The organism is Ensifer sp. EB106-03-01-XG145, from assembly GCF_058792075.1.
Window position 1 is genome coordinate 74,922 of record NZ_JBYTEC010000004.1, and the last position, 23,955, is coordinate 98,876.

Here is a 23,955-nt window from a genome sequence, read left to right on the forward strand (position 1 = left end):
AGGAGCCTCACTTGTAATGGACCTGGCGCTCGATGAAGCGGAACTGGATGAAGGTGAAGATCATGATGAGGCCTATGAGCACGAGGCTCTGGGCCGACGCGCCGGAGTAGTTCAAACCGCGGAATGCCTCCTCGACGATGCGGTACACCATCACGTCGGTGCCGTGGTTCGGGCCGCCATCCGTGGTTCGGGCGACGATGCCGTAGGTATCGGCGCCGACGAAACCTTCGGTCATCATGATGACCAGCAGGAAGAAGAGCGTTGGCGCCAGCAGCGGGATCTGGATGTCGACTGCGCGGCGGATCGGGCCACATCCGTCCATCGCGGCCGCCTCGATCAGCGATCGAGGGACCGACTGCAGACCAGCAAGAAGGAAGATGAAGGTGTAGCCCGCCCATTTCCAGGCAAAGACGACGATAACGAGGATAAGGGCGTGGCTGCCGTACTTGGCTGGGTTCCAGAAATCCGGAAACGTGGCGTTGACCGATGCCATCAGCCCGCGCTCAGGCGACAGGATGAAACGGAAAGCCATGCCGGCAGCCGGCCCCGCAATCGCGTAAGGCAGAATGTAGAGGAACCGGAACGGTGCGGAGCCCGGCAACTGCCGGTCGACAGCAAGGGCAAGAACAAGGCCAATGAAAATGGTGGCAAGCGTGCCGCAAAGGGCGAATGCCAGGCTGACGCCGACGGAGTTCCAGTAGAGCGGGTCGGCGAATACTTCCTGGAAGTTGGCAAAACCGACGAACTCAGCGGCGCCGCCGAATGGCGGCTCGAGCGTGAAGGCCCACCGCAACACGGCAATTGCGGGCCAATAGAAAAAGAGCAGGATCAAAATGATCTGTGGCAGGGCGAATAGGCTGGGCAGCCACCAGCTGCGAAAGGCCGCACGCTTGTCCATGTGTTGTATTTCCGATGCGCAAGAATAGAAATCGGAGCCTGCCGATGTTGCGGCAGGCTCCGGACGGATCAGATGTTAGTTCAGGGTCTGTCCGGCGTAGGTCTTCTCGAAGCGACGCAGAACGGCGTTGCCGCGTTCAACCGTCTTGTCGAGCTCAGCCTGGACGTCTGCGTTCTGCATGAAGATCGCTTCGAGAGCGGTCGCGAACTCCTTGCGGATCTGCGTGAAGCCGCCGAGGCGAATGCCGCGGGTGTTTTCAGAGGTCGGGGTGAAGGACAGGCTCTGGATGGCGAGTTCACGCCCCTTGTAGGGTGCCTTGTCGTAGAACCCGTTGGCCTTCATGGCGTCGAAACCGGTCTTGGTCACCGGGATATAACCCGTCACCGTTGACCACCACTCGGCCATTTCCGGCGTCGCAAGGTAGTTGAGGAAGGCCGCCGCGCCCTTGTATTCCGCTTCCGGACGACCGGCGAGCACCCAGAGCGATGCGCCGCCGACGAGTGAGTTCTGCCGCTCGGTGCCCTTCCATACGGGCAACATGGCGACTTCCCACTTCACACCTTCGGGAAGGGTCTTGCCGATCGTGCCGTGGTCGGCGATCGAGGTCTGTATCATCTGGCAGGTCTGGGACGTGAAGGCGGGGACGATGTCCATGCCGAGTTGCTTGGTCTTGACCACGAAGAGCTTCTCGTCGGCCATCTTCTTGAAGAACTTCACGTGATCGACGAACTTGGTCTTGTTGACGACAAGCTCGGCGTCCAACCCGTTGTAACCGTTGGCCTTGGTGGCGAGCGGCTGGTTGTGGATGGCCGAGAACTGCTCCATCAGCGGCCAGGTGTCGAAATTGAAGGCGAGCGGGCATTCGTAACCGGCGGCCTTCAGCTTACGGGCAGCTTCCTCGACCTGTTCCCAGGTGTCCGGCTTGAAGTCGATGCCGGCCTTCTGGAAGGCGTCGACGTTGTAATAGAACATGGCCGTCGAGGAGTTGAACGGGAAGGAATTCAGCTCGCCTTTTGCCGTGGCGTAATAGTTGGCGATGCCGCCGAAATAGTTGTTCCAGTCGATGGTGTAGCCGTTGTCGGCCATCAGCTTCTTGGCGGGCACGAATGCGCCCGACAGCATCATGTCCAGAGTGCCGGCATCATAGATCTGGGTGATTGCCGGCTGCTTCTTGGCGCGGTAGGCGGCAATCGTGTTCTGCAGGGTCGTGTCGTATCCATTTTGAGAGGTGCAGACGATCTCGAACTCGGACTGGCTGTCGTTGAACTTCTTGCAGGCATCCTGGACACGTTCGCCAAGATCACCCGAAAGGCCGTACCAGAATTCGAACTTCGTCTTTGCGGCTGCGGCCGCCGACGCGCCAAACGCGACGCTTGCCATCAGGCCGATGAATACGGACGTAGTGACGGAGACTCTCATTGCAAAACGCTCCTTGCAGATTGGCGGACACCAGGATCGGTGGCACGAATGAAGCCGGGCGCTTGCTAACAGTTGAGTGTGACAGTCCTTGCCAATCTGCATGATGGAAAAATGAAAGTTTGATTACGCTGTCAGGCGGCGGCGCGCTCCCTGGTTGCGGCAGGTCTGTTCTTGCCGGGGAGCCCGAAGAATGGCGCCACTCAACTGGCCGATACCCTGAACGTCACGCGGATGCTTGCTGCGGAGCAAGGAAGGGGGCGGGCGTACCGGCTAGCTATGCGGTGGCTCCGGACATTTTCGGAGACAGCGTAGAAGGAGCTTGATTGTGGTGAGGCGACGCAACGGTTGGGGACTGGCGTTCATCGCTGCCTGCCTGTTCGTGCTGCAATCGGTCGCCGGCGCATTTGCCTTCAGCTCGATGCCTGCCGTCTCGCAACTCGACGCTTTCGGCAATGCACTGTGCATCAGCGCGGATCACGCCAGCAACGGCAATCACGACGGCAATCACGACGGCGGCCATGGCAAGGCTGCCAATTGCTGCCTTCTTGGATGTTGCGTGTCCTCGCAGGTCTTGGCGGCGACTGCGCAGCCTGGCGACGATCTTAACCACCAAGTCGCGTCGGCGGTGCACACGTTTTGGTCCGCGGCAGAGCCGTTGCCGACGGGCGAACATCGCCTCGGCTATCCTCGCGCGCCCCCTCGGCTGCTCGCCTGATCGGTTGCGTTCGCGCCAGCCTATGTCGGGGGGAGGGATATCCTCCCCTGGCGTCCGCCGGCCCCATCGCGACGATCTTCGGCGCATCCCGACGTCCCTTCCGCGTGGTCCAAGACTGACTGCAAGCCGCTCTTGAGCCAACGGGGACCCGTGCACTGACCGTCTTGTGCGATCGCTGCCCGCCACCGACCAACAATGTCGGCAACCTTTTCCGGATCACTGCATCCAATCCCTGATAGCCGCGGGGGGATTTCCCGCGACCCAACACAAGCCCAATAATCTCAAAGGAATAGCCATATGTTGTCGAAACTCATCACCACCGCTGCCTTCATCGCGATAAGCACCACGGCAGCTTTTGCCCACTCCACGCTCGAAACAACGGAGGCGCATGTCGGCGCGTCCTACAAGGCCGTCATCCGCGTCCCGCATGGATGCGAGGGCAAGCCGACCATCGCTCTGCGCGTTCAGATCCCGGAAGGCATGATCGCCGCAAAGCCGATGCCGAAGCCGGGCTGGACGCTGGAGAAGGTCAAGGGAGCCTACGAGAAGTCCTATGACTACTTCGGCACGCCGATGAAGGAGGGCGTGAAGGAGGTCGTCTGGAAGGGCGGCAGCCTGGCCGACGACGAATATGAGGAGTTTGTCTTCCGCGCGTTTCTGACTGAGGGCCTGCCAGTCGGCAAGACACTCTACGTGCCGCTGGTGCAGGAGTGCCCTGATGGCGCGACCGAGCGTTGGATCGAGGTCCCGGCAGAAGGCAAGTCGAGTGACGATCTCGAATATCCGGCGCCCGGCATCAAGCTGCTTGAAAAGAAAAGCGTGCACTGAGCAGCGCAACGTGGGGGCGAGGGCCAAGTGACCGGAGATCACGCATGATGCAGGTATCATCGAGCTTCACTCGTCTTGCGAGGCTGATGGTGATCGCGCTCTGCGGGGTCCTCATGCAGGCCGCCGCGGCCTTCGCCCACGCATCGCTCAACACAAGTGAACCGCAGGATGGCGCGGTCGTCGGCACCGCGCCATCGGTCTACGTGCTGACCTTCAGCGAGCCGGTTTCGCCGTTGTCCTTAAAGCTCGTCAGACCGGATGGAACAGCGATCCCGCTCGAGCGGTTCGACCTGAAGGATCGAGTGGTCGTGATCGCGGCGCCACCCGATCTTGGGCACGGCACACATGTGCTCAGCTGGCGCGTGACCTCTGCCGACGGGCATCCGATCGGTGGATCGGTCGTCTTTTCGGTCGGCGCGGCCAGCACCGCTCCGTTCATGAACGAAGACGAGATCGACTGGGCCGTGCGCGCCGGTCTCCTCCTATCGAAGCTCGCGCTTTACGTGGGGCTGTTCATCGGCGTCGGCGGTGTGTTTTCGCGCCACTGGCTGCTCTTTGGTCCGCGATCAGGGTGCAAAGTCGTCGCAGCAGCGCTCGGTATAGGGCTCCTCGGCGCACTTGCCGCTGTGGGTTTTCAGGGGCTCGATGCACTGGGCGTTTCCGTGACGCAAATTGTCGAGCCGGTCGTTTGGTCCACGGCGATGGCAACGAGCTTCGGCGGGACGGCCATTGCCGCCTTCGCTGCCTTTTGTGTGGCCGCCATCGCTCTCCGGGCGAAGGGTCGGTCTGCTCGACTGTCATCTCTCGCCGCGCTGATCGCGTCATCCGTCGCCTTGTCGCTGAGCGGCCATGCATCGACAGCCGAGCCGCAATGGCTGATGCGCCCGGCAGTCTTCCTGCACGTCGCAACGATCAGTCTCTGGGTTGGAGCGCTGGCTCCCCTGGGCCTCGCGTTGCGGCGCAAGGACCCGATGGCCCTTCAGGCGCTCGGCCGGTTCTCGGCGTCCATCCCTTACGTGCTCGTTGTTCTTATCGTGGCGGGTTTCATCTTGGCCATCGTGCAGGTGGAGAAGCCACGGGCGCTGGTGGAAACCGCCTATGGCCAGGTGCTGATGGTCAAGATGGCATTGCTGGTCGGACTGTTTCTGTTGGCGCTTGCAAATCGCTGGCGCCTGACGGAACCGGTAATGGCTGACGATCGGGTATCGGCGAAGCGGCTGGTCCGCTCGATCGCCGCGGAAACACTGATCGTCGTCCTGATTTTCGGCGCCGTTTCTTGCTGGCGCTTCACGCCGCCGTCGCGCGCGCTCTTAGCTCTGGCGGCTCAGCCTGCAAGCGTTCACATCCACACGGACAAGGCGATGGCCCTCGTTGAGGTCTTGCCCGGACGGGTGGGCGAGGTCGACGTATCGATCAACCTCGCCACGGGCGAAGTCGAACCGCTTGCCGCCAAGGAGGTGACGCTCGTCCTATCCAAGCCTGATTCCGGCATCGAGCCATTCAAACGTGCGGCAGCGCGGAGGGGCGACGCAGATTGGCGGATCGAGCGCGTGAACATACCGCTGGCGGGCGCCTGGCAGGTACGTGCCGATGTTCTGATCAATGACTTCGAGAAGGTAACGCTGAGCGATCAAATCATCATTGGGCCGTGAGCGCGGAGGCCGCCGCACAATCTCGCGCGCACGCCAGCGGATCGCCCTGTGGGCGTTCGATCGCTACTGCCCTGGAGGTGTTCCGTCTAGCCCCGGCTGGTTATCCAATAGTCCGTTTAGGTTCATTGCCTTCCGATGAAGCCTCTGTCAGCCTTTTCCGATTGCGGTTGCGCCGACGTCGCAGTCCCCGCTGCAGCGGCCAATCGCAAGCACCTGACTCTGGGCCTCTGCTTGGTTGGTGGAGGCTCTTTTTTTGGACGCGGGCGTGGGCGGTAGCCGACCGGAGGCGGTCCGCTCGACATAAATCGCAGATCACGTCCCGCGTTAATAATTTAGAAATATCGAATGTTCATTCTGCTCCGCCATGCGCGGTTTCCTGCTGATGGCGATTTACGCGGGCGGATTGTGGGTGGTCGACACGACGATGTGTGAAGGCCGCTACACCCAGGAGTTTGGGCATGAGGTTCAATCCGCGACCAGACAGGCCCGGTATTGGCTGAACGTCCAATTGAACTTCCTGGCCGCCCCCTTCTAACAGACCATTGCTACGCGGTGCCGGAGAAGCGGGAAGCCGAGGATTTCTGCCTCCCAAGGGAATGGTTGGCTACTCAAGCGACAATCGACGGCACCAAGGGCGCAAGGCGCAGAGCAGCGAGAAACCCGCCGGGACGGGCGGAGTTCAGGCGGAAGTCGTTTCACGGACGCCGCTGTCGAGAACATTGTGCGCTGCCTGCATGACGTCGATATCGTGAATGTGGCTTATGGTTGCCATCTCCATCATCAGATCGCCGATTACCAGATCAATACGTCTCGGCGCGTCGCTTTCCTTTTTCGCCTCTTTCGCGATGGCGGTCTCAAGCTGCTCGTGCGATCCCCCCAAGGCAACGTAGAGTTCCATCGCAGTCGTCAGAACGTTCGTGCGACGCACGGAGATATCGCTGGTCGAAGCATCGCCTATGGAGGCAACCATCAATCGAACAGCTCTGTTTTGGAACTCACTCATTCTGCACCCTGCTCAAATGCCGTTTGGTGCGGAGCATATCGCCGATTGCTGAACCCTATCTTAAGCGCAAAGGTAGTGTTGGTGGTTACTCAAGCTGGTGCAGTCGAACCTTCCTGGGGGCAAGGTCTCGTCATGACCATTCGGCTTGCGACCGTGGTCTCGCCGACTGCCGGCGCAAATGAGAACGTTTGCAGAACTTTCCTGTGTGACTGCACCATCTGCCGGTGTATAAGAGCCGGATGGTCCAGAGAGCAGGCAGTGCAGATCTTCCGCTTCACGGTGGCCGGGTTCCCCGGTGGCTTGGCGAGCGCATGACGAAACTTGGTGCGATCATCACCCAGGCGATCGTCATCGAATATGGTCGAGACGAGTTTCTTCGGCGGTTGGCACATCCGTTCTGGTTTCAGTCTTTCGGATGCGTCATGGGCATGGACTGGCACTCTTCCGGCATCACCACCAGCGTCATCGGCGCCCTGAAGCGTGGTTTGTCGCCTCTGTCAGGCGAACTCGGTATTCATGTCTGTGGCGGTCGAGGGCGGAACTCCCGGGAGACCCCCGGCGAGCTGATTGCAATTGGCGAGCGCGTGGGCCTCGATGGAAGTGGCCTGGCGACAACCAGCCGCCTCGTCGCAAAGGTCGACAGTGCAGCAGTTCAAGACGGCTTCGACCTTTACCTGCACGGTTTTATCGTCACCGACGACGGCAAATGGGTCATCGTGCAACAGGGCATGAACGGCGAAAAGCGGCAGGCCCGGCGCTACCATTGGCTTTCGGAGGGGATCACCAGCTTCGTGGATTCGCCCCACACGGCGATCGAAGGCGCGCGGCAGGGCGAGATCGTCAACCTTGCCGACCGCCGCGCCGCGGCCTCGCGCAATAGCCAGCTCGATCTTCTGGCTTCGCTGGGGCCGGATCGGATCGTCCGGGAGGTCGCAGCCATCGAGCCAAGGCGGGTGACCAAGCAAAGCGCGCAGCCAATGCTGCCGCATCTGATTATGCCTGAACATCACGACGTGCGCGAAGAAGACGTCAATATGAAACGCCTGCATGCCACGCTCGCTGCGGCCGCCGACCGTGGCCCAGAGGATTTCGAGCATCTCCTGCTGGTGCCGGGCGTTGGGGCGCGGACCGTCAAGGCGCTGGCGATGGTGGCCGAAGTGGTGCACGGTGCGCCATGCCGGTTCGCCGATCCGGCGCGCTTCTCGCTCGCCCACGGCGGCAAGGATCGCCACCCGTTCCCGGTTCCACTGAAAGTCTACGACGAGACGATCCGGGTGATGAAGTCAGCCGTGTCGAAAGCGAAGCTCGGTCGTGACGAAGAGATGCAGGTTCTCAAGCGCCTCGACGATCAGGCTCGCCAGTTCGAGAGATACGTGACCGGCCCGGATCTCAAGGAGATCGTGGCCGGCGAGTTTCGACAATCGCAAGAGTTCGGCGGTCGCAGCGTCTTTGGCTGGGAAGGGCCGGAAGAACCGTCGAGAGATGCAGGGCGGTCACGCCGTCAAGGCAACCGCGACCGGTAGGCGGCTCAATGCGACCGCAAGGCGTTGCAGCGAATCTCTTTCTTTGATCTCTTCGAGGAGTTCTCGCCGGAACTCAAACCTCCTCCCAAGGGTTGGAAGGTCGTGCGAACAAGCTTGCGAGGGCGAACCAGCAGAATCCACGTCAAGAGGAGTCTCGCGATGGAAGAACTGCAGAGCATCACGGTATCTGAGGAACGGCTCGAGGATTGCCGGGACGTCGTTGAACTTGACCTCCAGCTTTTGATCCGCGAGACGATCGACTCCGGGTTTTCGGTGGAGGAGGTGTTGATCGCGATCAGTGAGCTGGTGGCGGAGGATTTCGCCCACGCCGTCAAGGTCGCCAGCGTCCACTAGAGGATCCCGCATTCAAGTGGAATCACTTGAAGCGGAAAGATGCTCTGGAAACCAAACGCGCGGGGCTCTAGGGAACGCGTTGCTGTCCGAAACGGAGTATCCGGTCGCGCAGCGAAGGCTCGGCGACACGCTTCGCCGCTTCCCGATAGTCGAACCAGGCGAGCTTTCGCTCTCCCTTCTCGGGGAATTTCCCGCGCATGCGCGTGACTTCCAGGGGGTGGAGTTGAACCCTGCAGGAGATCTTGAGCCCATGGTCCAGCCTCTTCTTGTAGAAGTAGTGGCCGAAAGGAAACCTCTGGCAGGTGCCCTTCACGCCAGCCTCTTCATAGGCTTCTCTCGCAGCCACCTCATGCGCGCGCTTTCCTTTCATCGGCCAGCCCTTGGGAATGACCCAGCGTCCGGTGTCCCGGCTGGTAATGAGAAGGATCTCCAGTGTGTTGTCTTTGCGAAAGCGATAACACAAGGCCGCGTACTGCATGCGCGGCGGCCGGCGAAGCATCAACTGCACGTCAGAGACAATCTGGTGTAGAAAATTCACAGAAACGCTATCTCCTTTGTCGCCCTTTGCGGCAAACGGGCTCTGCCTGCCACTCGCGGACAGTAACATCCGGATCGGCGGTTCTGTTCCGTCAACACATTGCGCGAAAGTGGAGCGCGCGACGGATTGGGCCGCCAATTCAAAGCGTCGACAGGATCCGATTGCTGAGTGATCCCCGATAGGTCTTTTTGATGTCCACCTTGTTTTCCAGCGAGTCCAGGATCTCGTCGCAGAAATCGATGTCGTGGAGTTCGCGAATGGTCTGGAGGCCGCCAGGCGTGAATACGTTGATCTCGAGAAGCTTGTCGCCGACGATATCAAGGCCGACCAGGAACATGCCGTCTTCAACGAGCTTCGGCCGTAGCGTCTCGGCGATCGCCAGCATCTCCTTCGTAACGTTGGCCGGCTTTGGAGTGCCGCTTGCGTGGATGTTGGAGCGGACGTCTCCCTTGGGCGGCACGCGTCTGAACGCAGCATAGACGTCGCCCCTGTGCAGCGGTCGTCCGTTCATCAGGAACAACCGCGTATCGCCGTCCGACGCCTTCGGAAGGTAGCTCTGCACGATAAGATAGCCGACGACGCCGACAGCCTCGACAATTTGGGTAAGATTGCCCTCCGTGCTGGTACCCACCCGGAAGACGTTTCGACCGCCAGAACCCTGCAACGGTTTGATGATCACCCCCTCGGAGTGGCTGTCAATGAACGTACGGATTTCATCGATGTCCTTGGAGATCAAGGTTGTCGGGCGAACGGTCACCGGGAAATCCTGGAAGTAGAGCTTGTCCTGGGCCAATGCCAAGCCGCAGGGATCGTTGACAACGATCGTACCGCGCTCCGCGGCGAGACGGCCGAAATTCGCCCCGGCGTGAGATGCCCAGGGTCGGTTTTCGGCGTCCTCCGACGGATCGTTGCGAAGCAGCAGAACGTCCACTTCTTCGACGTTGACGATGGTTTTGTCGGCGTCCGTAAGTGCTCGCAAGAGCGTCTCGGGCTTCTTCGGTCGCGTGCCGACGAAACCGGCCGCCCGTATCATCAGTGTATCGTCAGGGCGCAGGATAAAATCACCAGGCGTGACGTAAAGAACCTCGTGTCCGCGAGAGAGCGCGGCAAGCGCCAATGCGGTCGTCGTATAGGCCGGCGCTTCGGTTTCGAGTGCGTTGACAAGGAGGGCAATACGCATTGGGGCTCCTAGCTTCGGGGGAATTTGATCGCTGTTCACGCCGCGTCACAAAATGAATGCGCGGCACATGACCCAAGAAATAGGGCGGGCCGCCGGTGGCAGCTACTCCTGCGTATCGCGCCAGTCGGTAATTGGCGTTTTCGTCGCGATGCCGTTGTCGATGGTGAGCACGCTATCGAAGAAATCGACCCCGCTTTCTGACTGGATCGACGAGGTGTCGTGCATAACGGCGATCACCGTCGCCTCCGGGCAATGGCCCTTGATCGATTGATGGAACGCCCGAACCGCGTCGCTATCAAGGGCGCTTGTCGCCTCGTCGAGGAAGAGCAGGCCTGGCCTTAATAGCAGGATTCTCGCAAGGACCAGTTTCTGCTTCTCGCCTCCCGACAGAAGCTTGTCCCAGTTCTGCCCATCGCGACCATCGCTCGAAAGCCCTTCCGTAATTTCTTCGAGCCCGGCTTCCTCCAACGCCGATACGACAGAGGCGACGTCATGGGCGTCAGCCTCATCCGGCAGGCAGACGAGATCCTTCAGGCAAACACCCTGGAGCTTGACGTCCTGGGCAGCGTAGAGGCTTCGCACGTTCTCCGGCGTCGTGATCGTGCCGCGTCCGTGTGCCCACAGACCGTTGATTGCCTTCAGAAGCGAAGTCTTGCCGCTTCCAGATTCACCGACCACCAAGGTCCACTCTCCGGGAAGGAAATTCAGTTCGTCAGCGGTCAGGAAAGCCTGGTCATCGCCGGCATGCATGAGCTCGACCGCTTGGATCGTAAGTCCGCGCGCGGTGTCCTGGGTCTTGTACTCGAACACCGAGGGGCCGCTGCGAGCATAGTAATTCTGCGGCTGCTGCACCGCTTCTATTGCTTGGGCAAGCTCGGTGATCCGGTGTGCATTCGCCCTGAGCGTCGCGATGTCGGGCATCGCATGGATGAACCACGAGCATTCGTTGATCAGAGCCGTCGCCAGCTCGGCGCCGGTGACATAGTCCTGCAGGCTGATCGTTTTGTCGACGTAGGGGAGTAGCCCTGGCGCATAGGCGACGATGCGTGAGCCGAGGAAATTATGCACCAGCTCGAAGCCCATGTAGCCGGCGGTCACGCGGTTGAGCCTCGTCCAGGTGTGGTCGATCTCGCGATATCGGCGCCCGTTGATGGCCTTCTGCGCCGGTTCGCCCTTGATGACCGCAACATGAAAACTACGGTGCAACAATTGGTTCAATTCGCTGCGATAGCTGCCCTCGGCCGATTGAATGCGTGTGGACAGGCCCTGCAGGACACTGCCGAGTTTGGCTGCGATGAACGTATTGAGCGGCACGTAGATCGCGATCGCCAGAAACATCAGGCAGGCGCTGCCGTAGCTGCCGAGCAGATCAAGCCCCCTGACGGGGCTCGATGTTTCGATCAGTTTGCTCCCGACGAAGCCAAGCGACAAAACAACGCCGGCGATGCCCACGCCAAGACCGATGGCACCGCCGGTCATGCCCTTTATGGCTTCCTGTACCCTCTGGTCGATGTTGTCGGGCGACGAACTCTCGCCTTCGGTCGCGGCGCCAAATCCGTTCTGCTGAAGGTGGAAATGGGTATGGTTGGAATCGAGCAGCGCCTGGTTGAAGCGTTCATCCAGCCACTGGCGCCATTTCCGGTGGAGCGTGGTCGAGAAGAAATGACGGACCGCAGTGAACCCGGCATCCCTGGTGATCGCGATCGCCGCGAGCGTTGCTGCGGTGGTCAGGAGCGACGAAGGCGTGGTGGGCACGGTGGGATGGTGAAAATTGGCGATCCGATTGACGAGCTCGCCGGACGTCAGGGCGAAGTAGACGCTTGCTTGCGCCGACAATCCGGTGAGCAGCAGGATGATAAAGGTCAAGCCCCAGGCCTCGCGCCAACGTTCGGAGAGCCAATAGGCGAGCAACAGGCCCCAGAAGTTGCGCATGGAGGAAACAGGGCCGCTCGGGCGCGGTCGTTCCCGACCGAGGGTCCATTTGACCAGTGCTGCTGTTCGTTGTGCGTTGTTGCGCACGACCTCACTTAAAGCCATCACCATGAACTGGGGCGACGATCGGGCTTGTCAAACCCGAAGAATGCCGCGGTAGAGGGATCAGGGCCCTTGCCACTTGCCGATGCCCTTTTATCTCCGAGGCTTAAGCGTGGGAGATTGAAATGTCGTCGCGGTCAATCTTGCCAGTTCATGCCCATCGGTTCCGATCGCCAGGAGGGCTGCTGCGCGCCATCCGTCGCGGCGAGCGACGCTTCGCCGTCGCCTGGTGAGGCCGCCACTTCCCTTTGTCGGGCCTCTGGCGGCCTCGAAGCATTGCGCCTCAAACGAGATTGAACTCCAGGCGCGCATTCCCGTCAAGGTTTAGCGATTAGCCAATTCGAACTAGAGGCGGGTCCCGGCTCACGGGTCTGGATTGCTCTGTCGTGTGGCGGTCAATATTACGCCAGCTCGGTCCGGTCCGCTCGAAGATCTCGCTGGCGGCCGTCGGCTGGAGTCCTATTTGGCGATGAATTCCGTCAGGTCGTAGTGGCCGTTCGCAAAGACCGTCGATGGGTCGAAGCGCTTTGCTCGCACACGCTTCGTATTTCGCGCGCCTGTTCTGGCTGATGTGCCCGGGACCGGGGCAGAGCCATTGTCTTTCATTACCAGTTCTCCTTGCGACTGGATGTTTCGAATGCTCCGGCGGCCATTGTGTTGCGCTGGATCGAGCATGCCGGGTCTCATCAATGCATGGCGCGCTGAACGGGTTCCAACTGGTGCCGGCGAAGTATTGTTTCCGTCTGGAACCTTTCGGCTCCGCGGCTGTTGGAGGCGTTCCAACCAGATGGCACAGGAGCTTGCTATGCCGGAGAAGACGCTCGAGGCGCTGTTCTATGACGGCCTTAAGGACATCTACTATGCGGAGAGGCAGATACTGAAAGCGCTGCCAAAGATGGCGCGCGCCGCGCAATTGCCCGACAGCAAAGCGGCGTTCCAGAAGCACCGAGACGAAACGGAGGGCCATGTCGAGCGCTTGCAACAGGTCTTCGAGATCCTTGGCAAGCGCGCGCAGGGAAAGACCTGCGAGGCTATCCAGGGGATCATCGCCGAGGGCGAGGAGATCATCGAGGAGTTCAAAGGGAGCCCGGCTCTCGACGCCGGCCTCATCTCCACGGCTCAGGCGGTCGAACACTATGAGATCGCGCGCTATGGCACCCTGAAGACCTGGGCCAAGCAACTTGGGTTGGAGAAAGCGGTGCCGCTGCTCGACCAAACCCTTCAGGAAGAAGCGGCCACCGACAAGGCACTCACCAAAATCGCTCTCTCTGCCGCCAACATCAAGGCGAAGGCGGCCTGACGATCGTGAAAAGGCGGAGGGCGCAGGCTCGCCCTCCGCGCCAATTCGGGTCATCGGCCAGAAGAAGCCTGGCACAAAGCCGGGCCGGAAGGCCTAGTCGCGGCGCCGCGCGCAGAGTTCTCCGTCGCATACGGCGCTAGCTGCGTGGTGAGCGATCTGGAACATGTCCTCGACGAGGGGCTATTTTCGGGCGATCGCTTCGGCCAGCCGAAGAAGAAGAGGTTTCATCCGATCCGCCGGAACACCGGCATAGCCGAGAATGAGCGCAGCCGGCTGAGGTGTGGCGATCGTATAGTCGGATAGCGGATAGCACTGCAGCCCCGCATCGAGCACGGCGCGGTGCGAGGCCTGGTCTTCACTCCCGTCTTGCAGCCAAGCGAGTGCGTTGAGCCCGCTTTCGGAACAGTCGACGCGGGCAAGCCCTGCAAGGACGTCCCGCCCGGCTTGCATGAACGCCTCGCGGCGCTCGGCATAAAGGCCGCGCATGCGGCGCAGATGACTGGCAAAATGTCCGCCGCCGATGAACTCGGCGAGCGCGAGCTGGGTTTCGACCGGCACGCTGCGATGGATCAGTGCCGACAGGTTGCGGAAAGCACCGATCAGTTGCGGTGGCAAGACGAGATAGCCGATACGCAGACCCGGATAGAGCGCTTTGCTGAAACTGCCGGCATAGATCACGCGTCCGTTGCCGTCGATGGAGCGCATGGAGGGCAGCGGCGCGCCGTCATAACGGAATTCGCTGTCGTAATCGTCCTCGATGATCCAGGTATCGTTTGCTCGCGCCCATTCGAGCAGGGCAAGCCGGCGCGGCAGCGACAGGGTGACACCGAGCGGGTGGTGGCGCGATGGCATGACGAAGGCGAGCCGCGCATCGGGATAACGAGCCATGGCGCCTTCGACATCCAAACCGTCTGCGTCGACCTTCGTTGGGCACAGCCGCAGCCCGAGCGTGCGGAACAGGTTGCTGGTGGTGACGGGCCCCGGGTTTTCGAACCATATCCCATCGCCAGGATCGGCGAGCGCCAGGACTGCGAGCGTGAAGGCGGCATGCCCGCCGGGCGTGATGACGATCTGCTCGGGATCGCAGGGATCGCGCCGATGCAGGGCCAGATATTCGGCGATCCTCTGCCGCAGAACCAGCTCGCCCGCAACATCGCCATAACCCATGGCCACGGCCTTGCCACCGCGCGTCACCGAATTCCAGCATTTCCGCCAGACGGCAAAGGGAAACCGGTCGAGCGCCGGACGGTTGGGGAGGAAGGGCCTGTCTTCCATCTGGCCGATATCGGCTGACATCCGGCGTGACAGCTCGCCAATACGCGAAAGGCGCTGCGGTGCAGTCTCTGCGGCATCCCGCGGAGTTGGGGTGAACCGGTGTTTCGCGGATTGGCGAGGCAATGCCACCGACACGAAGGTACCGGCTCCCTGTCGGGCTTCCAGATAGCCCTCTGCCTTGAGGTTATCGAGCACGCGCACCAAGGTCTGGCGCGACAGGCCCAACTCTTCGGCAAGGATGCGGCTCGCAGGCAGGCGTGTTCCGGCGCGCAGGTGCCCCTTGAGGATCGCCATGCGCAATTGGTCCTGCACCTGGCGGAATTTCGGCAGGGCAATCGAGGCATCAAGGCGAAGGAAAGGCAGGATCGGGCCTTCAAGCTGTTTGACCACCGATGCGTCTCCAAAATTGGTACAGTCAATTGCACCATAATGGACGTTTCTTTGTCGTCCAATTGTTACATCCTGTCCCTACACGAAAACGCACCGATGCAGCCTTCCGCAGGACGCAGACAAGGTGCGGGGGAACCGGGCCTGACGGCGGTGCCGACGACCGGATGCAAGGACAGAAGTAGTCATCGCCCACGATCCGTCGCAGACGGTCAACAGGAGGAAACCATGAAGAGACTTCTATCGCGCGCAACGAGCCGCGCCTTCGTCTCCACCCTTGCCCTGGCCGCGGCGCTGCCGGGTATCGCCCGCGCCGAGGCTTCGCAAGAACTCGTGGCAGCTGCCACCAAGGAAGGCACGCTGACAGTCATCGCGCTGCCCCACGACTGGTGCAACTACGGAGAAGTGATCGCCGGCTTCAAGGCGAAATATCCGGGCATCGAGGTCAACGAGCTGAACCCCGATGCCGGTACGGCCGATGAGCTGGAAGCAATCCGGGCGAACAAGGGCAATACCGGCTCGCAGGCACCCGACGTCGTCGATCTCGGCCTGGCCTTTGCGCCGGCCGCCGCGCAGGAGGGCCTCCTGCAACCCTACAAGGTGGCGACCTGGGACGAAATCCCTGACAACATCAAGGACGAGAAGGGCTATTGGTACGGCGACTACTACGGCGTCATGGCATTCGGTGTGAACAAGGACCTGCTTGAGACCGCACCGGCCGACTGGTCGGATCTGTCGAAGTCCGAATACTCCGGGGCCGTGGCGCTGACCGGCGACCCGCGGTCCTCGGCGCAGGCGATCCTTGCGCTGATGTCGGCAGGCATCTCGCGCGGCGCCAAGCCTGGAGCGGAATCCGGCGGCAAGGGCCTTGAGCTCTTTGCCGAACTGAACAAGTCCGGCAACTTCGTGCCGGTCCTCGGCAAGGCCGGCACCATCGCACAGGGGCAAACGCCGATCGTCGCTGCCTGGGACTACAATCTGCTGGCCTGGCGCGACGCGCTGAACGGCAATCCGCCGATGGACGTGGTCGTGCCGGCAAGCGGTGTCGTCGCCGGCGTCTATGTGCAGGCGATCTCGGCCTATGCGCCGCACCCGAACGCCGCCAAGCTCTGGATGGAATATCTCTATTCCGACGAGGGGCAGACCGGCTGGCTGAAGGGCTACTGCCACCCCGCGCGTTTCAACGCCATGCTGAAGGCCGGCAAGTTCCCGCAGGAGCTGCTCGACAAGCTGCCGCCGGCCGAAGCCTATGAAAAGGCAATTTTCCCAACAGTCGATGAACTTTCCGCCAACAAGACCGCGGTGGTCGAGGGCTGGGACAAGGTGGTCGGCGCCAACGTGAAATAACTCTCCCGGTCGGCGGGAGGCTTACCTGTCAGGAGGCCTCTCGCCAGCCTTTGGCGCAATTTATTCCAGGGACAAATCCGATGACGACAAGCGTCGCATACCTGCCGGCGGCCTTCAAGCCGCGGCAGGTCCTCAGCTGGCTCGGGGTTGCCCCTTTCTTCCTCTTTGCCACGCTCTTCCTCATCCTACCCACTCTCAACATCGTGCTTGGCGCGTTCCGCAACGCTGAGGGACATGTGACGCTTGAGAACCTTGGCAAGCTTCTGGCGCCCTCGATACGGTCGGCCTTCTGGATTTCGATCGAGCTCAGCCTGCTGACCGCGGTACTTGGATGTCTTTTCGGTTTCCTGATCGCTGCCGCCATCACCCTCGGTGGCCTTCCGCGCCCGTTGCGCAATGCCATCCTCACTTTCTCGGGCGTCGCCTCGAATTTTGCCGGTGTGCCACTCGCCTTCGCCTTCATCGCAACACTCGGCCGCCTCGGTTTCGTGACCATGCTGTTGCGCCATTGGTTCGGCATCAATCTTTACGGGGCCGGCTTCAACATCGTCTCGTTTCTCGGGCTGGCACTTACCTATCTCTATTTCCAGATCCCGCTGATGGTGCTGATTATCACGCCAGCGCTGGAGGGGCTGCGGCGCGAATGGCGGGAGGCGGCGGAAAGCCTTGGCGCCAGCGGTTTTCAATACTGGCGACTGGTGGCGTTGCCGGTGCTGTGGCCCTCGCTTCTCGGCACGCTCGCTCTGCTTTTCGCCAATGCCTTTGGTGCTGTTGCGACCGCAATCGCACTGACCGGCTCATCACTCTCGATCGCGCCGATCGTACTGTTTGCGCAGATCCGCGGCGACGTGCTCAACGATCCGCATCTGGGCTACGCCATCGCCTTTGCCATGATCCTGCTGACCGCCATTGCCAACGCGATCTACATCCTCCTGCGCATGCGTGCGGAAAGGTGGGTCAAATGACGGAGAGACGCCTCTGGTCCTGGCTCGCCGTCGCCTTGGGCGGGCTCTACTTCCTGCTGCCGCTCGTCGGCATGTTCGATTTCTCCATGCGCATGCAGCGCGATGGCTACAGCTTCGAAGCCTATCGTGTCGTGCTGGCCGATCCGCAATTCCAGCAGACCTTCGGCTATTCGGTCGTGTTGGCACTGCTGACGATTGCACTCGGTATCCTGATCGTGGTCCCGACCGCCTATTTCGTGCGGCTGCGTTTTCCCGGGTTGCGCCCGATCGTCGAGTTCCTGACGCTGCTGCCGTTGGTCATTCCGCCGATCGTCATCGTCTTCGGCTATATCCGCATTTACAACACGTCCTCGGCCCTGCCGCTGACGGGAAGCTGGTGGGGCACCAACCTCCTGCTTCTGTTCGGGTATGCGACGTTGTCGCTACCCTACATGTATCGCTCGGTGGACACGGGCCTTCGCACCATCGATATCGGTAGCCTGACGGAGGCGGCACAGAGTCTTGGGGCCGGCTGGGCGCGCATTCTCGCCGTCGTCATCCTGCCGAACGTCTTCGTCTCGGTACTCTCAGGGGCCTTCCTGACCTTCGCGATCGTCATCGGCGAATATGTCTTCGCCGCCTTGCTCAACGTCGGGTCCTTCGGTCCGTACATGGTCTGGATGGGCGGCAATCGCGCCTACGAGCCATCGGCGCTCGCGGTGGTGGCCTTTGCCATTACCTGGGCCTGCATGGGGCTGATCCAGCTTTTCACCCGCTTTTCCAAATTCTCTACCGTGAGGCGTTGACCATGGCCTTTCTCGACATCCTTCATCTGGAAAAGTCCTTCGGCGCGCAGCGCGTCGTCAAGGATTTCAATCTCGGCATCGAGAAGGGCGAATTCATCTCCTTCCTCGGGCCTTCCGGCTGCGGCAAGACCACGGTCCTGCGTATGGTCGCCGGGTTCGAGACGCCGACGTCCGGCGCGATTTGCATCGACGGGCGCGATGTAAGCGGCCTGGCTGCTAACCGTCGCAACATCGGGATGGTGTTCCAGGCCTATGCACTTTTTCCCAACCTTACGGTTGAGCAGAACATCGGGTTCGGCCTGCGAATAAAGGGCGAGGGAAAGGCAGCGATCAGCGCGCGTGTTGGTGAAATGTTGGAGATGGTCGGCCTGCCGAAACTCGGCGAGCGCTACCCGTTCCAGCTTTCCGGCGGCCAGCAGCAGCGGGTAGCCTTGGCGCGTGCGCTCGCAATCCGGCCGCAGGTTCTGCTGCTTGATGAACCTCTATCGGCGCTTGACGCGAAGATACGCATGAGCCTGCGGGAGGAGATCCGCCGCATCCAGCGGGAGCTCGGGATCACCACCATCTTCGTGACGCACGATCAGGAAGAGGCGCTGTCGATGTCGGACCGCGTAGTGGTCATGCATCAAGGCATAGCCGATCAGGTCGGCACGCCATTTGAAATCTACAATCGGCCGGCGACGCGTTTCGTGGCGCAGTTCGTGGGGACACTCAATCTCCTCGACGCCCGCCTCCTCGACGCAGCCGCGGGGCGCGTAGGGCTGGGGGATATCCCGGTGGCGCTGAACCGGGAACTGCCCGGCCGGGTTGGTGACCGGTTGAGCCTGGCGCTCCGGCCGGAAACAGTGGTGCTGGGGCGAAAAGACGAGGGCAGCGTCGTTCTCTCCGGCCATATTGAGGAGGTGCATTTCCTGGGGTCTGTGATCCGCATCCGTGTCGCGGTTGCCGGTCAGTTCGTCTCGCTCGACACCTTCAACCAACCCGACACGCCGCCGCCTTCGGTCGGCACCCCGGTCGAGGTCAGTATTTCTGATCGTGACCTGCTCGTTCTTGCCGCCTGACGAAGCTCGCGAAGGAACCAGGATGGTGACCGATATGCCATGGGAAATGACGCATCGTCCGAACTGGAGGCAGAGGATAGAGGGGTTGTCGGCCGAAAGTCGCGCGCGGCTCGCTGCGCGGGCACGACGCGCGCCGCTGTTTGCCCATGCCTATGCCTTTCACCTGAACTTCCGCTTTGGCGGCATGAAACCCTTGGATCTAGTTGAATTCGCGAGAGGGCAGCGTCTCGCGGGCCTCAAGATTCATGTCGAGGACGGCGAGCAGGCAAGTCTCGCCAGAATGCCGGACGAGGCGTTGAGCGCCTTTGGCGCGGCGGTGAGCGAGTTCGGCCTGGAATTGCATGTCGAAACCAGCACGACGGAGCTTGCCGGGCTCTCGGATGCGGTGCGCATTGCGCTTTTGATCGGAGCCAGCTCGCTTCGCTGCTATCCGCGTTACGAGGGGCGTATCTCGCAGATCGTTGCGTGGACGATCGCAGATCTCAGGCGGCTTGAGGTACTCGATCCTGAAGGCAGGCTCCGGTTCACGCTTGAACAGCATGAGGATCTCAAATCAGCAGAGTTGATCCAAATCATCGAGGCGGTCGCTAACCCGCGCCTCAGCCTCCTGTTCGATTTCGGCAACATGATCAATGCGTTCGAAGCACCGATGTCGGCCCTGGCAGCGCAGGCGCCATACATCACCGAGGTACATGTCAAGGACTGCCTCGTGCGGGCGGACCGCGGCGGTTGGGCGCATCTCGCCTGCCTGTCTGGAAACGGCGATTTGCCGATGCTCGCGATGTTGGTGGAACTCTTGCTGCTTGGCGGCGACAGGCCCCAGGTCCTGGCCTTCGGGCTGGAAGAGGAGGAGGGCTACTTCGCGCCTGCACTCCGCTTTGCTTCCGAGGCCGGGGACCCGTTCATTCCCGCCCGCTCGCCAAGCTTCACGACGATCGGAACGGGCAATCAGGAGACGCGGCTGCGCCAGGAGATAGCGGCCGCCCACGGGCAGGTCGAAACCGTCCGAAGCCTGTTGCAGAAAATCATAACCCAAGCTGAGAAGGTCCAAGAATGACGGCCGAACACGTCTGCCCGCCGGCGTTTCTGGCATTCGCCCACGAACTGGCCGATGCCGCCGCCACCGTTATACGCCCCTATTTCCGCCAACGGCTGGAGATCTCAGCCAAAGCGGACAGCAGTCCCGTTACTGAAGCCGATCGCCTTGCCGAAATGACGATGCGGCAGATGATCGAGACGTGCTTTCCTGACCACGGCGTTCGCGGCGAGGAGTTTGGCGTTGCCAACGCGCATGCGGAATGGGTTTGGGTGCTCGATCCGATTGACGGCACGAAGTCTTTTGCTTCCGGCTCGCTGGCTTTCGGCACCCAAATCGCTCTGTTGCATCAGGGCACGCCGTTCCTTGGAATCATAGATCAGCCCGTAACAAACGAGCGCTGGGTTGGCCAGCGCGGATGCCCGACCCTCTTCAACGGTGTACCGGTCCAAACGAGCGATACGGCCCGTCTCAAGGAGGCGATCGTCTATACATCGGCGCTGGAGCAGTTCGATCTCGATGCCAGAGAGCGTTTCTCGCGGCTGGCCGCCGGGGCGCGCTTCACGCGCATGTCGCACGATTGCTACGCTGCCGGTCTGCTTGCGCTCGGTAGCGTTGATCTCCTGGTCGAGAGCAACGTGTTCGATTACGACATCCTTCCGCAGATACCCATCATCGAAGGGGCGGGCGGTATCGTTACGGACTGGGAGGGCCACCCACTGGCTGACACGCACCGGTACGAGACAGTCCTCATGGCAGCAAACGATACGCTCCATGCCGAAGCGCTCGGTCGGTTAAAGTGCGGGAAGGACCCGGCAGTGGACTAGTGGGCCAGTCGCATTTTCTAACGAGAGGGGTCGGAGGGATGATGCCCTTCGAATAACGGGCGATGTTTCGTGAGCGCCTGGCCTGCAAACTCGGTAAAGGCGCTGACCCGGGCCGTGCGGCGCAGATCCTCGTGGGTGAGAAGCCAGAGTTCTCGCGTCATTTCAGCAACGGGCGCGCCGATGCGCATCAGGCCGGACGTCGTATCGCCGAGATAGCAAGGGAGAGCGGTAAGCCCGATGCCGGCTGCTGCCGCTTCGCGCGCCGTAACCAGCGAGTCACAGCGCAGCACCGCTGGCGCCGGCAGCGTCGCGCGCATCCATCGTGCGACGCTTGTGGAAGCAAGGGCGTCGCCGAGCCCAACCCAGCGTTCCCTCGCGAAGTCGATCTCGTCGACTGATGCCAAACCGCGTTCCTGCAGGTAGGAAGGCGCCGCATAAACGGCAAAGGCAACACTCGCGATCCGGCGGCCAACGAGGGCATCGGGGGAATCGACGGCTGGGCGAATGGCGACGTCCGCGTCGCGGTGGGAGAGATTTGCCAGGGCATTCGACGTGCTCACCTCAAGCAGGACGCCGGGGTGGCGCTGCTGGAAGGCAGCCAATATCGACGGCAGGATCGAGGCCATGAGCGTATCGGTGGTGGTGATCCGCAGGCTGCCTTCCAGACGCAGATCCTGTCCCGTCAGGCGCCGTTCGAGTTCAGTGACCGTTTCGGCCATCTGGCGCGCCACCGCGAGCAGTTCCTCGCCGCCGGCCGTGAGCGTGTAGCCGGACGGGAGGCGATCAAACAGCCGAACCCCCAATTTCTGTTCGAACGATCCGACGCGGCGGAGCACGGTGGTGTGATTGACGCCGAGCGCGCGGGCGGCAGCGGCAAGAGAATTCGCCTCCGCGACCGCCAGGACAAAGCGGAGATCTTCCCAGTCGATTTGGTGGTGGCTGTGCATGATTGCGCAAACTTACAACAGGGAAGCGGACCGGGCGAGCGAAGTTGCAGCGCTGTCCCCGCCATTCTCGATCGGATCGGCAAAGCCGACCCCTCACGATCAGGCGCCTTGGTGTTTGGTCGGCGCGTAGTGGTTGGTGTGCAAATATGCAGCGTCAGACGGCAAAGAGACAGATCGCGCTGCGAGAAAGCACGGTCTAACTAAATAACCACGATCGAGCGGACCGGTCGATGGAGATACGCAAGATGACCCCCATCCAACTTTACACCTACCAGACGCCGAATGGTCACAAGGCCTCGATCATGCTGGAAGAGACCGGACTGCCCTATGATGCTCACGTCATCGATATCGAGGTCGGCGAGCAGAGGACACCGGAATTCCTGGCCCTCAATCCCAACAACAAGATACCGGTTATCGTCGATCCGGATCAGGATCGCACCGTCTTCGAGTCAGGCGCGATTCTGCCCTATCTCGCCGCGCGGTCCGGTGTGCTCTTGCCCGGCTCCGATGCCGAGCGCATCCAGGCGCAAAGCTGGACTTTGTTCCAGGCAGCCCATGTCGGGCCGACATTGGGTCAGCTCTGGAACTACAAGGTCTTCGCGCCGGAGAAGATCCCCTATGTCATTGGCCGCTTCGAGGCGGAAGCAAACCGCGTCTACCGGGTGCTCGAAGGGCAACTGGCGCGCTACTCCCACATCGCGGGTGAGGCATACGGCATTGCCGACGTGATGACCTGGCCATGGATCCATGCCGGTCTCACCAAGCTCGGCCTCACGCTCGACGCAACGCCCCATCTCGCCCGGTGGTACATGGCGGTCGGTGCCCGCCCAGCTGTGCTGCGCGGACTTGTCGTCCCGCGGCTGCCGGCCCGCGAGAGCATCAGCGCCTGATCCTTTCTCCCCATCCACGCTCAACGTCATTCTCATCAAGGAGGTCCGTCATGGAGACCCTGTTCGTCCCAATGGCTCTGGTTGCGGGCGGTCTGCTCGCCGTTCAGGCCGGCGCCAATGCGCAGCTTTCGAAAGCGGTCGGATCACCGTTCGCGGCGACCACGCTCCAGCTCGCGATTGGCACCGGTTTGCTGTTTCTCGTCGCCCTGTTCACCGGGACCCTCGCCGTGCTTGGCGCGGTTCCGCGGGCTGAGTGGTGGCATCTCATCGGAGGCACTGCCTCGGCCGTCTACGTTGTCTCGACGATCGTTCTATTTCCCCGCCTCGGCGCAGTGGTATCGGTCGGCCTCTTTATCGCCGGGCAGATGCTCGCTTCTCTCGCACTCGATAGCTTTGGCCTGCTTGGTGTGGTGCAAACCGGGCTTCGGGCCGGAGCCGCGGCTGGCACGCTTGTCGTGCTCATCGGCGTCGGCATGGTCGTGTTCGGCCAAGGCGGAAAGGACAACCTCAAAGCTGACAAGCTTGGATGGATCGCCTTGGCACTCGTGGCCGGCGCGGTCCTCCCGGTCCAGGGGGCCGTCAATGCGCTGCTGCGCCAGGAGCTTGGCGGTGCACCCTTTGCGGTGGGCGCGATCTCGTTCTTCGTCGCCACGCTCGCCATGGCAGCGGTGATGCTGGTGGCGCTCGCCAGGCAGAAGACACCTCGCCCCAACATCGGCGGCGTGCAGACCATGCCCTGGTGGGGTTGGCTCGGCGGTTTCGCCGGAGCGACCTATGTCACCACGGTGTTTACTGCGATCCCGGTGATCGGCGCTGCCGCAGCCGTTGGTTTCACTGTCGCAGGTCAGCAGGTCGCAAGCGTATTCGTCGATCGCTACGGCTGGTTCCGCCTCCCGCAAAGGTCGGTGTCGGGCTTGCGTCTTGCCGGTGTGGTGCTGCTGCTTGCGGGTGTCGCTCTCATCAAACTCGTCTGAAGCAAGACGCACCTTAT

General features: G+C 61.6%; 23 protein-coding genes. 14 read left to right on the forward strand and 9 right to left on the reverse strand.

Annotated features, from left to right (window positions below; all coding sequences use genetic code 11):
• Positions 1-7: 7 nt before the first annotated feature.
• Complete coding sequence (locus tag AC3WWH_RS12815; RefSeq protein WP_058321901.1) at positions 8-898, reverse strand: carbohydrate ABC transporter permease; 891 nt, start codon at positions 896-898, stop codon at positions 8-10.
• 75 nt (positions 899-973) lie between these two features.
• On the reverse strand, positions 974-2,317 hold the full coding sequence (locus AC3WWH_RS12820) for an extracellular solute-binding protein (protein ID WP_058321900.1): 1,344 nt from the start codon (positions 2,315-2,317) through the stop codon (positions 974-976).
• Positions 2,318-2,645: 328 nt separating this feature from the next.
• On the opposite strand from AC3WWH_RS12820, the gene AC3WWH_RS12825 reads away from it, so the two are divergent.
• From AC3WWH_RS12825 to AC3WWH_RS12835, 3 genes are all read left to right on the forward strand, one after another.
• Positions 2,646-3,032 (forward strand): DUF2946 family protein, encoded by a 387-nt coding sequence (locus tag AC3WWH_RS12825; protein ID WP_162752585.1) that lies wholly within the window; start codon positions 2,646-2,648, stop codon positions 3,030-3,032.
• 297 nt (positions 3,033-3,329) lie between these two features.
• Entirely contained in the window at positions 3,330-3,860 is a 531-nt protein-coding gene (locus tag AC3WWH_RS12830; protein WP_113399285.1) for a YcnI family copper-binding membrane protein, read from the forward strand.
• Between the two features lie 44 nt (positions 3,861-3,904).
• A complete protein-coding gene (locus tag AC3WWH_RS12835; protein ID WP_113399284.1) occupies positions 3,905-5,512 on the forward strand; it encodes a copper resistance protein CopC in 1,608 nt (535 codons plus the stop codon).
• Positions 5,513-6,191: 679 nt separating this feature from the next.
• On the opposite strand, the gene AC3WWH_RS12840 is transcribed toward AC3WWH_RS12835, so the two are convergent.
• Entirely contained in the window at positions 6,192-6,515 is a 324-nt protein-coding gene (locus tag AC3WWH_RS12840; protein ID WP_113399283.1) for a hypothetical protein, read from the reverse strand.
• Positions 6,516-6,754: 239 nt separating this feature from the next.
• Here AC3WWH_RS12840 and AC3WWH_RS12845 point away from each other — a divergent pair, with 239 nt between their 5' ends.
• The gene (locus AC3WWH_RS12845) at positions 6,755-8,038 is read left to right on the forward strand and encodes a DUF763 domain-containing protein (protein WP_057249763.1); all 1,284 of its coding nucleotides are present in this window, start codon (positions 6,755-6,757) and stop codon (positions 8,036-8,038) included.
• Between the two features lie 159 nt (positions 8,039-8,197).
• The gene (locus AC3WWH_RS12850; RefSeq protein ID WP_057249919.1) at positions 8,198-8,392 is read left to right on the forward strand and encodes a hypothetical protein; all 195 of its coding nucleotides are present in this window, start codon (positions 8,198-8,200) and stop codon (positions 8,390-8,392) included.
• Positions 8,393-8,459: 67 nt separating this feature from the next.
• Here AC3WWH_RS12850 and AC3WWH_RS12855 read toward each other — a convergent pair whose 3' ends face one another.
• The 4 genes from AC3WWH_RS12855 to AC3WWH_RS12870 all read right to left on the reverse strand — a co-directional run bounded on the left by AC3WWH_RS12855 (position 8,460) and on the right by AC3WWH_RS12870 (position 12,819).
• Positions 8,460-8,930, reverse strand: coding sequence for an NUDIX hydrolase (locus AC3WWH_RS12855; protein WP_058321959.1), 471 nt, complete (start codon positions 8,928-8,930; stop codon positions 8,460-8,462).
• Positions 8,931-9,069: 139 nt separating this feature from the next.
• The gene (locus AC3WWH_RS12860; protein WP_058321895.1) at positions 9,070-10,110 is read right to left on the reverse strand and encodes a glutathione synthetase; all 1,041 of its coding nucleotides are present in this window, start codon (positions 10,108-10,110) and stop codon (positions 9,070-9,072) included.
• Between the two features lie 102 nt (positions 10,111-10,212).
• Positions 10,213-12,129: an ABC transporter ATP-binding protein/permease gene (locus AC3WWH_RS12865; protein ID WP_492376993.1), complete on the reverse strand. Its 1,917-nt coding sequence runs from the start codon at positions 12,127-12,129 to the stop codon at positions 10,213-10,215.
• Positions 12,130-12,603: 474 nt separating this feature from the next.
• Positions 12,604-12,819 carry a hypothetical protein gene (locus tag AC3WWH_RS12870; RefSeq protein WP_162752584.1) on the reverse strand — a complete coding sequence of 72 codons (216 nt, stop codon included), beginning with the start codon at positions 12,817-12,819 and terminating at the stop codon, positions 12,604-12,606.
• Positions 12,820-12,949: 130 nt separating this feature from the next.
• Between AC3WWH_RS12870 and AC3WWH_RS12875 the strand changes: the two genes are divergently transcribed.
• Positions 12,950-13,444 (forward strand): YciE/YciF ferroxidase family protein, encoded by a 495-nt coding sequence (locus AC3WWH_RS12875; RefSeq protein ID WP_058321958.1) that lies wholly within the window; start codon positions 12,950-12,952, stop codon positions 13,442-13,444.
• Positions 13,445-13,624: 180 nt separating this feature from the next.
• Here AC3WWH_RS12875 and pdxR read toward each other — a convergent pair whose 3' ends face one another.
• On the reverse strand, positions 13,625-15,109 hold the full coding sequence (pdxR, locus tag AC3WWH_RS12880) for a MocR-like pyridoxine biosynthesis transcription factor PdxR (RefSeq protein ID WP_113399281.1): 1,485 nt from the start codon (positions 15,107-15,109) through the stop codon (positions 13,625-13,627).
• A gap of 225 nt (positions 15,110-15,334) precedes the next feature.
• On the opposite strand from pdxR, the gene AC3WWH_RS12885 reads away from it, so the two are divergent.
• From AC3WWH_RS12885 to AC3WWH_RS12910, 6 genes are all read left to right on the forward strand, one after another.
• The gene (locus AC3WWH_RS12885; RefSeq protein ID WP_058321893.1) at positions 15,335-16,453 is read left to right on the forward strand and encodes an ABC transporter substrate-binding protein; all 1,119 of its coding nucleotides are present in this window, start codon (positions 15,335-15,337) and stop codon (positions 16,451-16,453) included.
• Between the two features lie 80 nt (positions 16,454-16,533).
• Complete coding sequence (locus AC3WWH_RS12890; protein WP_113399280.1) at positions 16,534-17,418, forward strand: ABC transporter permease; 885 nt, start codon at positions 16,534-16,536, stop codon at positions 17,416-17,418.
• Complete coding sequence (locus AC3WWH_RS12895) at positions 17,415-18,203, forward strand: ABC transporter permease (RefSeq protein ID WP_058321891.1); 789 nt, start codon at positions 17,415-17,417, stop codon at positions 18,201-18,203. The genes AC3WWH_RS12890 and AC3WWH_RS12895 overlap by 4 nt, the downstream gene beginning before the upstream one ends.
• A 2-nt stretch (positions 18,204-18,205) precedes the next feature.
• Positions 18,206-19,264 (forward strand): ABC transporter ATP-binding protein, encoded by a 1,059-nt coding sequence (locus AC3WWH_RS12900; protein WP_058321890.1) that lies wholly within the window; start codon positions 18,206-18,208, stop codon positions 19,262-19,264.
• An 85-nt stretch (positions 19,265-19,349) separates the two neighbouring features.
• Positions 19,350-20,321 (forward strand): sugar phosphate isomerase/epimerase family protein, encoded by a 972-nt coding sequence (locus tag AC3WWH_RS12905; RefSeq protein WP_058321889.1) that lies wholly within the window; start codon positions 19,350-19,352, stop codon positions 20,319-20,321.
• Positions 20,318-21,127 carry an inositol monophosphatase family protein gene (locus AC3WWH_RS12910; protein WP_058321888.1) on the forward strand — a complete coding sequence of 270 codons (810 nt, stop codon included), beginning with the start codon at positions 20,318-20,320 and terminating at the stop codon, positions 21,125-21,127. The genes AC3WWH_RS12905 and AC3WWH_RS12910 overlap by 4 nt, the downstream gene beginning before the upstream one ends.
• A 17-nt stretch (positions 21,128-21,144) precedes the next feature.
• Here AC3WWH_RS12910 and AC3WWH_RS12915 read toward each other — a convergent pair whose 3' ends face one another.
• A complete protein-coding gene (locus AC3WWH_RS12915) occupies positions 21,145-22,074 on the reverse strand; it encodes a LysR family transcriptional regulator (protein WP_058321887.1) in 930 nt (309 codons plus the stop codon).
• A gap of 245 nt (positions 22,075-22,319) precedes the next feature.
• Between AC3WWH_RS12915 and AC3WWH_RS12920 the strand changes: the two genes are divergently transcribed.
• On the forward strand, positions 22,320-22,964 hold the full coding sequence (locus AC3WWH_RS12920; RefSeq protein WP_113399278.1) for a glutathione S-transferase N-terminal domain-containing protein: 645 nt from the start codon (positions 22,320-22,322) through the stop codon (positions 22,962-22,964).
• 50 nt (positions 22,965-23,014) lie between these two features.
• A complete protein-coding gene (locus AC3WWH_RS12925; RefSeq protein ID WP_058321885.1) occupies positions 23,015-23,938 on the forward strand; it encodes a DMT family transporter in 924 nt (307 codons plus the stop codon).
• Positions 23,939-23,955: the final 17 nt, after the last annotated feature.

Excerpts from the sequence above, each read along its gene's own strand:
- AC3WWH_RS12815 (WP_058321901.1), bottom strand. The coding sequence starts at position 898 with ATGGACAAGCGTGCGGCCTTTCGCAGCTGGTGGCTGCCCAGCCTATTC.
- AC3WWH_RS12820 (WP_058321900.1), bottom strand. The coding sequence starts at position 2,317 with ATGAGAGTCTCCGTCACTACGTCCGTATTCATCGGCCTGATGGCAAGC.
- AC3WWH_RS12830 (WP_113399285.1), top strand. The coding sequence starts at position 3,330 with ATGTTGTCGAAACTCATCACCACCGCTGCCTTCATCGCGATAAGCACC.
- AC3WWH_RS12835 (WP_113399284.1), top strand. The coding sequence starts at position 3,905 with ATGATGCAGGTATCATCGAGCTTCACTCGTCTTGCGAGGCTGATGGTG.
- AC3WWH_RS12840 (WP_113399283.1), bottom strand. The coding sequence starts at position 6,515 with ATGAGTGAGTTCCAAAACAGAGCTGTTCGATTGATGGTTGCCTCCATA.
- AC3WWH_RS12845 (WP_057249763.1), top strand. The coding sequence starts at position 6,755 with ATGGTCCAGAGAGCAGGCAGTGCAGATCTTCCGCTTCACGGTGGCCGG.
- AC3WWH_RS12850 (WP_057249919.1), top strand. The coding sequence starts at position 8,198 with ATGGAAGAACTGCAGAGCATCACGGTATCTGAGGAACGGCTCGAGGAT.
- AC3WWH_RS12860 (WP_058321895.1), bottom strand. The coding sequence starts at position 10,110 with ATGCGTATTGCCCTCCTTGTCAACGCACTCGAAACCGAAGCGCCGGCC.
- AC3WWH_RS12870 (WP_162752584.1), bottom strand. The coding sequence starts at position 12,819 with ATGCTCGATCCAGCGCAACACAATGGCCGCCGGAGCATTCGAAACATC.
- AC3WWH_RS12875 (WP_058321958.1), top strand. The coding sequence starts at position 12,950 with ATGCCGGAGAAGACGCTCGAGGCGCTGTTCTATGACGGCCTTAAGGAC.
- AC3WWH_RS12885 (WP_058321893.1), top strand. The coding sequence starts at position 15,335 with ATGAAGAGACTTCTATCGCGCGCAACGAGCCGCGCCTTCGTCTCCACC.
- AC3WWH_RS12890 (WP_113399280.1), top strand. The coding sequence starts at position 16,534 with ATGACGACAAGCGTCGCATACCTGCCGGCGGCCTTCAAGCCGCGGCAG.
- AC3WWH_RS12895 (WP_058321891.1), top strand. The coding sequence starts at position 17,415 with ATGACGGAGAGACGCCTCTGGTCCTGGCTCGCCGTCGCCTTGGGCGGG.
- AC3WWH_RS12900 (WP_058321890.1), top strand. The coding sequence starts at position 18,206 with ATGGCCTTTCTCGACATCCTTCATCTGGAAAAGTCCTTCGGCGCGCAG.
- AC3WWH_RS12910 (WP_058321888.1), top strand. The coding sequence starts at position 20,318 with ATGACGGCCGAACACGTCTGCCCGCCGGCGTTTCTGGCATTCGCCCAC.
- AC3WWH_RS12915 (WP_058321887.1), bottom strand. The coding sequence starts at position 22,074 with ATGCACAGCCACCACCAAATCGACTGGGAAGATCTCCGCTTTGTCCTG.
- AC3WWH_RS12920 (WP_113399278.1), top strand. The coding sequence starts at position 22,320 with ATGACCCCCATCCAACTTTACACCTACCAGACGCCGAATGGTCACAAG.
- AC3WWH_RS12925 (WP_058321885.1), top strand. The coding sequence starts at position 23,015 with ATGGAGACCCTGTTCGTCCCAATGGCTCTGGTTGCGGGCGGTCTGCTC.